This is a genomic window from uncultured Agitococcus sp. (assembly GCF_937920075.1).
Taxonomy (GTDB): Bacteria; Pseudomonadota; Gammaproteobacteria; order Pseudomonadales; family Moraxellaceae; genus Agitococcus.
Genome location: NZ_CALETI010000065.1, coordinates 1 through 10,881, shown reverse-complemented (window position 1 = coordinate 10,881; position 10,881 = coordinate 1). Strand labels below are relative to the sequence as shown.

Genomic DNA, 10,881 nt, shown 5'->3' with positions numbered 1-10,881 from the left:
ACACAAAGCCTAATTATTGTACAATAGGTAGGTTTTGATAAGTTTTATAGGACGGATCATCGTATAAAGGTTGGCTGAGGGTAGCCCAGTCAATATCGCCATCACTAACTAAGTTTTCGTATTCCAAAATACCTAAAGCTTCAAATTTTGGTCTGACGCTCTCTGTTAATAAGCCGATTCTCGATAGATTGGGAATAATGCGCGTAAACAAGAATTTATTAAAATATTGCATCACGGTCGAGTCGAGCATATGACGGCGTGCAGCTTCAACATCCCAGCCAAATTCGGCAAAAACTTCAGTGGCAATCAAACGCTCACGCATAACCACACATGCTTCATAAGCAAATTGAGCGCGTTCTTCAACTTCTTCAGCAGACAGATGTTTGACAATATATTCTAAGTAGTTGACGCCAAAAGTGACATGACGCGCCTCATCACGAGTGACTAAATAAATTAAGTCTTTTAATAGCGGGTCTAAACAGGTCATGCGCATGGTATTAAATGCTGCTAATGCTAAGCCTTCAATCACAATTTGCATGCCAATAAATTTTAAATCCCAACGCGAATCCGCCAAGATTTTATCAACTAGCAATTTTAAGGCTGGGGTAATTTGGTACATAAAACCGATTTTTTCTTGCAGATAACGGTTAAAGGTTTCGACATGACGTGCTTCATCAAAGGTTTGTGAGGAAGCATAGAGTTTGGCATCAAAAGTTGGTGCGCAAGACACTAATTGGGAAGCAACGAGCAACGCGCCTTGTTCACCATGCAAAAATTGCGATAACGTCCATGATTGATAATGCCAAGCAAAACGTAATTTTTCGGCTTCACTGAGATTTTCAAAAGGTGCATAACCTGCAAAAGGATTAAAGCTTGGATCGGAAGGATAATTCTCTTTGGAGTAATTTTGTGACCAATCTAAATCCATTTCTTGATTCCAATTGAGTTCTTTACCTAAACGATACAGCTTACGAATACGGCCATCGACTGAGGCATAATCCCAATTATAAGTGCCTTGTAGGGGAGTATTAAAAATCTCAACAATATCATGGATATGTTGCTCATTGAGTTGATGTGCAATGTCATCTTTATCAGGAAAATAACGAATGCCTGTGGGAGTTTTGCTAAGGTGGTTAATGGTCATAATTATTTTTCCTGTTTTTATTTGGTACTATAGTGCTATTTTATATAGACCAATTTTGGTTAAAGGGCAAATAATTTTTTGTGTTAGAATTGGCAAAATTTTTACGAGGTCAAGCAAATGTCACGCCAAGCATTATTAGCCAGTCGTTTACAAGCGGCTTTTGCTCTGGAACATTTAGAAGTTATTAACGAATCACACAATCATCGTGGTGGTGCAAATGCCGAAACGCATTTTAAGTGTGTGATTGTGTCGCCTGATTTTATTGGCAAACGTGCCGTACAACGTCATCAAGCGATTTATGCTTTAGTGACCGATGAAATGCAAAAAGGTTTACATGCCTTAGCTTTGCATACGTATACGCCAGAGGAGTGGGCGGCGTTGGGTAAAGCCCCTGATAGTCCAGCTTGCCAACATAAACGTGAGGTGTAAAAAATGGATAGTTATGTGATTTTTAAGCATCTGCATATGACGGCTGTGGCATTAAGTGGCTTATTGTTTATGGTGCGTGGTTTGTGGCTGTTGCAAGGTTCAACACAGTTACAAGCAAAATGGGTCAAAATTACGCCACATGTGATTGATACACTATTGTTGGTTTCAGCAATTGCCATGCTAGTCGTTTTGCAGCAATTTCCAGCGTGGGTACACGTTAAAATTACCTTATTAATTGTTTATATCGGTTTAGGTTTGATGGCCTTTAAGAAGGCAAAAACACAAGGTCAAAAATTAACATTTTTGCTGGCTGCGGTGGCGGTGTATGTGTTTTTGATTAGTGTTGCGTTGACAAAATCGCCTGCGGGATTTTTTGCCTAAATAAATCAGAAGCTAGGGCATGTTGGCACTTTAAGCGACAACATGCCCTGTTATCCTAAGCAGGAACTTTACCGCCAACAGGTTTTTGTGTGGGGCGTACCAAATCCCATAAACCAAGTTTATTTAATTCTAGCTCAACCATGCTACGAATCACGGCGGCATTATCAATTGCCAAAGCTTCTTTGAGGAGTTCTTGGGCATCACTGAGTTTGATAGTGCGTAATACCCGACGAATTTTTAATAAATTGCTGGCACTCATACTTAAAGAATCAAAACCCATTGCCATTAATAAAATTGCTGTACCTGGATCACCAGCCATTTCGCCACAGATACTGACAGGTTTACCTGCAGCATGAGTTTCGTTAACGACATATTGTAAGGCACGTAACACAGCAGGGTGATATGGCGTGTATAAATCAGCAACACGGGCATTATTACGATCAACGGCTAATAAGTATTGTGTTAAATCGTTTGAGCCAACCGAGACAAAATCAGCAATGTGGGCTAAATCTTTGATTTGAATCAGAGCAGAGGGAACTTCAACCATAATCCCTAACTTTGGAGGGGTAATGGTGACTTTTTCTTCTTCTTGTACTTCAGCGACTGCACGATGCAATAAATGTTGTGCTTCTTCAATTTCAAATACTGACGACACCATCGGTAAAAGAATTTGTAGATTATTTAAGCCAATTGCTGCTTTTAACATGGCACGCATTTGTACCATAAAAATTTCGGGATGATCTAAGGTAATACGAATACCACGCCAGCCTAAAGCAGGATTGACTTCATCAATTGGGAAGTAGGGTAAGTCTTTATCTCCACCAATATCTAACATGCGCATGGTGACAGGATAGGGGGCAAATGCAGATAATTGTTGTTGGTATATGTTGCGTTGTTCTTCTTCACTTGGAAAACGATCACGTAACATAAAGGGAATTTCACTGCGATACAGGCCAACCCCTTCTGCACCACGATCGCGTCCTCGTGCAACATCAGCCATTAAACCTGTGTTGACATACAAAGTAACTCGATGGCCATCAGGCGTAATAGCAGGTAAGTCTTTATAGGCATCTAAACCTGCCACTAATTGTCGTTCTTCTTTGATGATTTCTTTGTAACGCTTGCGTAGTTCACGCGATGGATGAACATAAACGCGAGATTGATAAGCATCAACAATCATTTCCGCATCATCAAGATTAGCGACAGGTAATTCAGCCACCCCAACCACAGTCGGAATACCTAGTGCTCTTGCTACAATGGCCATATGTGAGTTAGCTGCGCCAGTTGTTGTGACAATTGCCGCAATATTTTCTAAAGGGGTATCAACCAACGTGGCAGTAGAAATATCTTCACCAATTAAAATACTGCTTTCAGGAAAGTCGCGATTAGGCGAGCTTTGCTGTTGTAAATGGGCTAATAAACGTCGTCCCAAATCACGCACGTCTGCCATACGTTCACGTAAATAAGGGTCGTCCATCGCAGCAAAGCTTTGCATATGATCGTCAATAACCGCGCGTAAAGCACCTTGTGCCCAATTACCCGCATGAATACGATTAATAATTTCTTCAGGTAGAGCATTGTCATCTAACATGCGTAGATAAACTTCAAACAAGGCTCGCTCTTCGGCCATTAGGCTATTTGCCATTTTACTATCAAGATTTTGAATTTCTTGACGTACTCCTTGTAAGGCTTGTTGAAATTGTTGTAATTCGTAGTCGATATCTTCCGTTGCTCTATCAGGTACAGACTCCAAATCAGCAGGGGGATAAATAACCACCGCACGACCCATAGCAATGCCACTAGCACCAGCAACACCATGAAAAATGCGTGGGCTTGCTACACCGCCTTTGGGGGCATGGAGATTTTCGAGTTGGCCTAAAGCACGAGCATGAGCAACAACCCCAGAAATTTGAGCCGACAAAGTCACTAAAAAGGCTTCTTCGGCTTGGCCAAAACGTCGTTTGTCTTGTTGTTGAACAACTAATACCCCCAAAACTTTACGCCGATTCATAATCGGCACGCCTAAAAACGAGCTATAACGTTCTTCGCCTGTTTCGGGTAAATAATGGTAACGTGGGTGAGACGCGGCATCTTCGAGGTTGATGAGTTCTTCTCGTTGACCCACTAAACCAACTAAACCTTCAGACAAACCTAAAGACACATTACCAACAGCATCAGGGTTTAAACCATGTGAGGCCATTAATACATAACGGCTATTACGTTCATCTAATAAATAAATGGAGCAGACTTCGGTATGCAGTGCATCACGAACACTTTGCACGATTACATCTAAGGCAGCCAAAAGCGTTGGAGAGTTATCCACGTCTTGTACCAGCTTTCTTAAAATATCCAACATAATCATACAAAGAGTCTCTTAATTTTTATTCGGTAACAGATATGCGTGGTGCCAATTCTTGTAAGGCTTTACGATACACCTCACGTTTAAAAGATACCACTTGATTTAGCGGATACCAATAACTGACCCATTGCCACGCATCAAATTCTGGAGGATGGCATTTATTTAAACTAATAATATCACTGGAGCTTTGCAAACTGAGTAAAAACCATTTTTGTTTTTGACCAATACAAACGGGTGGCGGTGCATCATAGCGTACATAACGACGTGGTAAACGATAACGTAACCAGCCACGAGTTTGTGCTAAAATTTTCACATGATGTTTCTCTAAGCCAACTTCTTCCCACAATTCGCGATACATGGCTTGTTCAGGGGTTTCACCAGTCTGAATTCCTCCTTGAGGAAATTGCCATGCATCATGTCCGTGTCGTCTTGCCCATAATACTTGTCCTTGAGTATTGGTTAATATAATCCCAACATTGGGACGAAAGCCTTCCGCATCAATCACAACAAATACCTCTGACCATAAGAACCTAAGCTTAGGTCATTTAAAAACAGATTTGAAACAGGTAGATAAAGCGTTTTGATCGTCAATATTTATAAGTGTTTTAGCCATGTTGCCAAAACTTTGATTGGGCTTATTGGGGCAAAATAAAAGAAATTACCTAAGTCCTAAGATGACGAAATTATAGACAAACGTTGTTACCTGTCCGCGTAAAATATCATAGATGTATTCATACCTTAGACGAGGCACTTAGGGCAAGTATTATCTGTGTGGATTGCGTAAGTATCAGACGGTATTAATAAAAAAGGCCTATTTGCATAGACCTTTTTTGAATGAAATTAGTCGAGAATTATGGCAATAAGTGTTTTACGCCATCACGCTCTTCTAATAATTCATTTAAGGTAAAGTCCATACGCTCACGAGAGAAAGCATCAACTTCTAAACCTTGAACACGAGTATAAGTACCGTTTTCACAGGTCACTGGAACACCATAAATGATGCCTTCTGGAATGCCATAGCTACCGTCAGAAGGAATACCCATTGTCACCCATTTGCCGTTAGTACCTAATACCCAATCACGGATATGGTCAATAGCCGCGTTAGCAGCAGAAGCAGCAGAAGATAAACCACGAGCTTCAATAATAGCAGCGCCACGCTTACCTACTTTAGGTAAGAAGGTATCACGGTTCCATTCTTCGTCATTGATTAAGGCTTTAACCGCGTCACCATTAACGGTTGCAAAACGGTAGTCAGCATACATTGTTGGGCTGTGGTTACCCCAAACAACCATGTTTTCGATATCTGCAACAGCGCGGCCAGTTTTAGCAGCGATTTGAGATAAAGCACGATTGTGGTCTAAACGTAACATCGCTGTGAAGTTTGCTGGGTTTAAATCTGGAGCAGATTTCATCGCAATATAAGCATTAGTGTTTGCTGGGTTGCCAACAACTAATACTTTAACGTCACGGCTAGCAACATCGTTTAATGCTTTGCCTTGTACAGTGAAGATTTTAGCGTTTTCTTGTAATAAGTCTTTACGCTCCATGCCTGGACCGCGTGGACGTGCGCCAACTAATAAAGCAATATCAGCATCTTTGAAGGCAACATAAGGATCATCAGTTGGGATTACGCCTGCCAATAAAGGAAATGCACAATCTTCTAATTCCATGATCACACCGCGTAAAGCTTGTTGAGCTTTTTCGACTGGCACTTCTAATAATTGTAAAATGACTGGTTGGTCTTTGCCCAACATTTCACCGCTAGCGATGCGGAATAATAAGCTATAACCAATTTGACCAGCTGCACCAGTAACGGCAACGCGAACGGGTTGTTTCATTTTAAGCTCCTGATGATAAAAACACGGATGACCGTGACTAACAAGACTTTTACCTGAGCATAAGTAGCTAATAAAGACTTCATGCAGAGGGTATTAGTTGTAGGCTTTTCTAGGGCAGAGAGGCTCTAAAAGTACCATAAATTAAAAAAACGCCGCATTGTACCTAAGCTTGAGCCAAGATGCGAATAAAACTAATAAAATTTGTCAAATCTGTTAGAATAATCGCCTGTCTTTGCTTGTGACGTGTTCAGTGTTATGTTGATTCGCAAATTATTTCGTTTTGAAAATGCCCACATTGTACGTAACTGTACAAGTCAGCGTTGTAGTCGCTCAATACATGGTCATAGTTATCAAGTAGAAGTTATTTTAGAAGCACATGCCTTAGATCATGGTCAAATGGTTTATGATTTTGGTTTATTAAAAGGACACATCAAAGATTTAATTGATAGTTTTGATCATGCCATCGCTTTTTGGGATAAGGATGATGCTGAATATATTTCATATTGCCAAAAATTTAGTCAGCGTTGGATCAGTATGCCTGTTTCACCATCCGCAGAGCAATTTTCACGCTTGATTTTTGTTTTAGTTGATGCGGTGTTAAAACAAACCGTGATGCAAAATGGCGAAGCAGATGTGGTGCTAAATTCAGTCATTGTTCATGAAACCCAAACAGGTTATGCCCAAGCCTTTAGAGAAGATATTAATAATCCTCGTATGGGTTTAATTAAATTAGAAGACATTATCTTTTCGCCGCAAGTTTGCCATGAGTGGACAGACCCTGAAATGTATGAAAAATTAAAACACGGTGAAAAGTTTGTTAATCCAACTATTACTTTGCAAGTGCCAATATAAGTTGGCTAATTTTTTTGACATTATTGCCGTGAAATTGATGATAAGGGTTAAATTCTGCAATTTCTATCGCTTTTAGTTGATGCTTTTTTTGTTTTTTGATGGCAGTTAGAAGGTGATTAAAAGCAAGTCCTTGTGTGGCGCGCACACTCACTGCAGGCATTTGGCATGGATCAATACTATCTAAATCTAAACTCACACCAAAACCATGTGGAGCGGAGCTAACAAGTCTCCAAGCCTCATCAAAGCATTGATAAAACCCACGTAAATGAATTTCACTCATTAAATAATAACGAATACCTAGTTGAGTTAACAATTTGATTTCTGCTAACTCAAAACTATGGACACCAAATATCACGGTATGTTGCTTGTGTAATACCTGATTATTTCGTTCATAAAGGCCAGATGCCCCCTGATTAAGTAAAATAGCCAAAGGCATTCCATGAAGACGATGACTTAAAGATGTTTCAGGGATATGGCTATCAAAATGGGCATCAATCCATAGTAATCCAAGTGGTTTTGAGCTAACAGCTTGCCAAGTAGCAATAGCGCAACTATGGTCACCACCAAAAATAATCGGTTTAAAATGAGAACGAATCTGACAAATTTTGTGTATAAGTTGTCGATTAGTGCGCTTAATTGAGGATAAAAGATTGGGATATGATTGAAGTGTGGTAGAATCTTGCCAATAAATTTTATGCCATTGAATTGGAAGTTTGGCATGATAACGAAAAAAGAAAGGGGCGCGACGATTGCCTATATGTGCGCCACCAATAGAATATGCAGCTCCAATAATTAAACAAGATTTGCGCATTTTTTTGTTTTGTCCAATAAAAAATCGTATACAATCTGTCGGCTTAAATAGATTTAGACTACAGGTCGCTAAGATATGCGAGAGTCTATATGGGGAAAGATTATATGAATAGTATAAAAATTGGATTTGGTACAGTAATGCTTATCGCATTAACAGCGTGTGGTACTCCACAAAAAATCATTCATCCTGTCAGTAATCCTGAATTAACACAATTACGTGGCAAAATCGATTATGTGATTGATACCTATCGTTTGCGTGCATTTAGTATTGGGTCTTATTTATTTCCAACAGAAGGCTCTTTGTTTCAACCTATTCCAGTGACCGATGCGCGTAATGCGATTGTTTATATTTACCGTCCGCACAGTGCTTGGAATAAAGAAGAAGTGATCTCCCCAAGTGTTTTCTTAAATGGCCGTCGTTTGCATGGTATTCGTGATGGTGCTTATTACTGGATGGAGTTACCTGCAGGACAATATGATTTTGCCATTCGTCGACCAATCGGCCCTGTTTATTTAACGCATATCTTTAAAACAAAATTAAAAGTTGAAGGTGGTCGTTCTTACTATTTCCGTTATGATGAAGAAAACTTTCGTCCACAACCAGATGCCTCACTCAACTTATTTAAAGAAAAATACTTAACTGAATTGCCCGAAAAAATGGCATTGCAAGAAATTCGTGAAACTCGCTTAGATAAACCAGGTTGGGCGTTTGCAACACCACAGCAAACTCGTTGGAAGCCTTTTGATTTATATGACGATGGAGAACATCCTGTTCCAGAACAACGTCTGCAAAAAGAAAAAGATTTGCAAGTTGCTAAAGAAGTTTTATTTTGGGATCCTATGACTTGGTAATTGAGCCGTTTAAAAATAGGGGCTACTTAGCCCCTATTTTATTTTTTCAGTTTGGCGAGTTTTAGTAGGGTTTGAGACGTATGGGCATGACAAATTGCTGCGGCCAGAGCGTCTGCCGCATCTGCTTGTGGAATGACAGGAATATTAAGTAAACGGGTGACCATTTGTTGAACTTGTTCCTTTTGTGCCGCACCAAACCCCACCACAGATTGTTTGATTTGTCGGGCTGTATATTCTTCAACACTGATATCGCGAGTGACTAATGCAGCAATAGCAGCTCCACGGGCTTGTCCTAGTTTTAAGGCAGTATCAACATTGTGTGCTAAAAAAACCTTTTCTACTGCTGCTTCAGTAGGTTGATGAAATTCAACAATACGTTGAATACCTTCAAAAATGCGTTTTAATCGAATTGGCATTTCTTCACTTTCGGTGCGAATAGTCCCTGCATCTATAAAAAAACATTTATTACCTTTTTTTTCAATAATCCCATAGCCCGTCAAACGAGAGCCTGGATCAATACCTATAATAATGGTCATAATTAGTTAATATTGTCTTATTGTAAGACATACAAAAATGGTGTTAATGATAAGAATTGTTACACTCTCAAATCTAACATAATGAGTTGGGTGATATAGATTTAATCTATTAACCCTATAATTTTGTTGATTATTTAGGAGTGTTTAATGAGTATCCGCCAAATTAGATGGTTTCAACGTACTTGTCAAATGAGTTTTTTGCTTGCTGCGTTAACAATTACTTTGGTATTTGCAGCAATTTTTCAGCTTTATGAAATATCAGGTAAAACAGGGAATGTGTTAAGTGTTGCATTCGTAGGTTTTTTTGTGTTTGGCTTATTATTAAGTATTTTTTTACGTACAATACGTTGTCCTGTTTGTGGCCATACTTTTGTGGGGATAGATGATAAAGAGTTATTTACTCATACTTGTCGTAATTGTGGCAGACGTGCAGGCGATTTTGGTTAATTAGGGGCTTTGCAGCGACAATAAAAGTGGTGCAACAAAAAAGGACTTACAATATTTTTGTAAGTCCTATTGGCTACTTTTAAATTAGATTTTTGCCTGCCCAATCTTTAGCAAATTGTGCTGCACTACGTCCAGAACGATTACCACGACCTAAAGCCCACTGTAAAGCAGCCGTTCGTGCTGCTGCGTTTAACTCTAAATGATAAGTTTTTAGCCAATGTTCTACGATATCAAGATAGGTATCTTGGCTCATGGCATAAAAAGATAGCCACATTCCAAATCGGTCCGATAAAGAAATTTTGTCCTCAATCGCTTCGCTTGGATGAAGTTCCCCATCATCGCCAACAGACGTTTGTAAGTTTTCGCTCATATATTCGGGCAATAAATGTCGGCGATTACTGGTTGCATAAATTAGAACATTTTCACTGCCTGCGTGCATACTGCCATCTAAAATGGTTTTTAATGCGCGATAACTTGCATCATCCGCGGTAAAAGATAAATCGTCACAATAAATAATAAAACGTTCAGGACGATGAGCGATTAGCTGGACAATATCTGGTAAATCAACTAATAAATCTCTATCGACTTCAATCACTCTTAAGTCTTGATCTGAAAATTCATTAAGTAACGCTTTGATAAGTGAAGATTTTCCTGTGCCACGTGCACCTGTTAACAACACATTATTGGCAGGTTTTTTGTTAACAAATTGAGAGGTATTACGAGCAATTTCAGCTTTTTGTTTGTCAATACCTTGTAAATCTGTTAATCGAATAGGACTTAAATCATTAACAGCTTCTAAATAAGATTTTTTTCCCATCAAACGCCAGCGAAAGGCTTTAGTCGTTTGCCAATCAATGTTAGGAGGAGAAGGGGGTAAGAGATTTTGAACTTGTTGTGCTAATGATTGTAGTTGAGCTATAAAATCTTCAGAGAAATTCATAGGAGATACATCCAAAAAGGTAATAATTGATTATAATAGGGTCTATTGACATTTTGCGTGTGAGTTGCGTTGCTGATAAAAATTGACTCAGGCAAGGCGCAAAACGAAGCGAATAGTTGTTCTATTGGCAAGTTTTGTCACGCAGAATGAGTCAATTTTTAACGCAACCCGAAGGGAAAGAACTATTTTGTGAGGCTACTTTGTTGCTCATCGCTTATTTGGAATAACCAAATCACGCGATTCACGCCTCGTATCCTCTAAAAAATAGCTTCTTTCGCAACCACAATCAAAAC

Annotated in this window: 12 protein-coding genes; 5 read left to right on the top strand and 7 right to left on the bottom strand. The window is 39.4% G+C overall.

Annotated features, from left to right (window positions below):
* Nucleotides 1-13: 13 nt before the first annotated feature.
* Complete coding sequence (locus Q0212_RS02515; protein ID WP_297921731.1) at nucleotides 14-1,144, bottom strand: ferritin-like domain-containing protein; 1,131 nt, start codon at nucleotides 1,142-1,144, stop codon at nucleotides 14-16.
* A gap of 117 nt (nucleotides 1,145-1,261) precedes the next feature.
* Here Q0212_RS02515 and Q0212_RS02510 point away from each other — a divergent pair, with 117 nt between their 5' ends.
* Both Q0212_RS02510 and Q0212_RS02505 read left to right on the top strand, forming a co-directional pair.
* Nucleotides 1,262-1,573, top strand: a complete 312-nt coding sequence (locus Q0212_RS02510; protein ID WP_297921727.1) for a BolA family transcriptional regulator — start codon at nucleotides 1,262-1,264, stop codon at nucleotides 1,571-1,573.
* Between the two features lie 3 nt (nucleotides 1,574-1,576).
* Nucleotides 1,577-1,954, top strand: coding sequence for a SirB2 family protein (locus tag Q0212_RS02505; protein ID WP_297921724.1), 378 nt, complete (start codon nucleotides 1,577-1,579; stop codon nucleotides 1,952-1,954).
* Between the two features lie 55 nt (nucleotides 1,955-2,009).
* On the opposite strand, the gene ptsP is transcribed toward Q0212_RS02505, so the two are convergent.
* The 3 genes from ptsP to Q0212_RS02490 all read right to left on the bottom strand — a co-directional run bounded on the left by ptsP (nucleotide 2,010) and on the right by Q0212_RS02490 (nucleotide 6,151).
* Nucleotides 2,010-4,316: a phosphoenolpyruvate--protein phosphotransferase gene (gene ptsP, locus Q0212_RS02500; protein ID WP_297921720.1), complete on the bottom strand. Its 2,307-nt coding sequence runs from the start codon at nucleotides 4,314-4,316 to the stop codon at nucleotides 2,010-2,012.
* A 19-nt stretch (nucleotides 4,317-4,335) separates the two neighbouring features.
* Entirely contained in the window at nucleotides 4,336-4,818 is a 483-nt protein-coding gene (locus Q0212_RS02495) for an RNA pyrophosphohydrolase (protein ID WP_297921717.1), read from the bottom strand.
* 346 nt (nucleotides 4,819-5,164) lie between these two features.
* On the bottom strand, nucleotides 5,165-6,151 hold the full coding sequence (locus Q0212_RS02490) for a malate dehydrogenase (RefSeq protein WP_297921714.1): 987 nt from the start codon (nucleotides 6,149-6,151) through the stop codon (nucleotides 5,165-5,167).
* A gap of 255 nt (nucleotides 6,152-6,406) precedes the next feature.
* Here Q0212_RS02490 and Q0212_RS02485 point away from each other — a divergent pair, with 255 nt between their 5' ends.
* A complete protein-coding gene (locus Q0212_RS02485) occupies nucleotides 6,407-7,003 on the top strand; it encodes a 6-carboxytetrahydropterin synthase (RefSeq protein WP_297921711.1) in 597 nt (198 codons plus the stop codon).
* Here Q0212_RS02485 and Q0212_RS02480 read toward each other — a convergent pair.
* Entirely contained in the window at nucleotides 6,981-7,814 is an 834-nt protein-coding gene (locus tag Q0212_RS02480) for an arginase family protein (RefSeq protein WP_297921708.1), read from the bottom strand. The genes Q0212_RS02485 and Q0212_RS02480 overlap by 23 nt on opposite strands.
* A 104-nt stretch (nucleotides 7,815-7,918) precedes the next feature.
* Here Q0212_RS02480 and Q0212_RS02475 point away from each other — a divergent pair, with 104 nt between their 5' ends.
* The gene (locus Q0212_RS02475; protein WP_297921706.1) at nucleotides 7,919-8,665 is read left to right on the top strand and encodes a DUF2846 domain-containing protein; all 747 of its coding nucleotides are present in this window, start codon (nucleotides 7,919-7,921) and stop codon (nucleotides 8,663-8,665) included.
* 38 nt (nucleotides 8,666-8,703) lie between these two features.
* Here Q0212_RS02475 and ruvC read toward each other — a convergent pair whose 3' ends face one another.
* A complete protein-coding gene (gene ruvC, locus Q0212_RS02470) occupies nucleotides 8,704-9,201 on the bottom strand; it encodes a crossover junction endodeoxyribonuclease RuvC (RefSeq protein WP_297921704.1) in 498 nt (165 codons plus the stop codon).
* 147 nt (nucleotides 9,202-9,348) lie between these two features.
* Between ruvC and Q0212_RS02465 the strand changes: the two genes are divergently transcribed.
* The gene (locus Q0212_RS02465; protein ID WP_297921701.1) at nucleotides 9,349-9,648 is read left to right on the top strand and encodes a hypothetical protein; all 300 of its coding nucleotides are present in this window, start codon (nucleotides 9,349-9,351) and stop codon (nucleotides 9,646-9,648) included.
* A gap of 79 nt (nucleotides 9,649-9,727) precedes the next feature.
* On the opposite strand, the gene Q0212_RS02460 is transcribed toward Q0212_RS02465, so the two are convergent.
* Nucleotides 9,728-10,588: an ATP-binding protein gene (locus Q0212_RS02460; RefSeq protein WP_297921698.1), complete on the bottom strand. Its 861-nt coding sequence runs from the start codon at nucleotides 10,586-10,588 to the stop codon at nucleotides 9,728-9,730.
* Nucleotides 10,589-10,881: the final 293 nt, after the last annotated feature.

What these genes read in the sequence shown, in the direction of transcription:
- Q0212_RS02505 (WP_297921724.1), top strand. Translation starts at nt 1,577, where the DNA reads ATGGATAGTTATGTGATTTTTAAGCATCTGCATATGACGGCTGTGGCA.
- Q0212_RS02490 (WP_297921714.1), bottom strand. Translation starts at nt 6,151, where the DNA reads ATGAAACAACCCGTTCGCGTTGCCGTTACTGGTGCAGCTGGTCAAATT.
- Q0212_RS02475 (WP_297921706.1), top strand. Translation starts at nt 7,919, where the DNA reads ATGAATAGTATAAAAATTGGATTTGGTACAGTAATGCTTATCGCATTA.
- Q0212_RS02465 (WP_297921701.1), top strand. Translation starts at nt 9,349, where the DNA reads ATGAGTATCCGCCAAATTAGATGGTTTCAACGTACTTGTCAAATGAGT.
- ruvC (WP_297921704.1), bottom strand. Translation starts at nt 9,201, where the DNA reads ATGACCATTATTATAGGTATTGATCCAGGCTCTCGTTTGACGGGCTAT.
- Q0212_RS02515 (WP_297921731.1), bottom strand. Translation starts at nt 1,144, where the DNA reads ATGACCATTAACCACCTTAGCAAAACTCCCACAGGCATTCGTTATTTT.
- Q0212_RS02480 (WP_297921708.1), bottom strand. Translation starts at nt 7,814, where the DNA reads ATGCGCAAATCTTGTTTAATTATTGGAGCTGCATATTCTATTGGTGGC.
- Q0212_RS02510 (WP_297921727.1), top strand. Translation starts at nt 1,262, where the DNA reads ATGTCACGCCAAGCATTATTAGCCAGTCGTTTACAAGCGGCTTTTGCT.
- ptsP (WP_297921720.1), bottom strand. Translation starts at nt 4,316, where the DNA reads ATGATTATGTTGGATATTTTAAGAAAGCTGGTACAAGACGTGGATAAC.
- Q0212_RS02485 (WP_297921711.1), top strand. Translation starts at nt 6,407, where the DNA reads ATGTTGATTCGCAAATTATTTCGTTTTGAAAATGCCCACATTGTACGT.
- Q0212_RS02460 (WP_297921698.1), bottom strand. Translation starts at nt 10,588, where the DNA reads ATGAATTTCTCTGAAGATTTTATAGCTCAACTACAATCATTAGCACAA.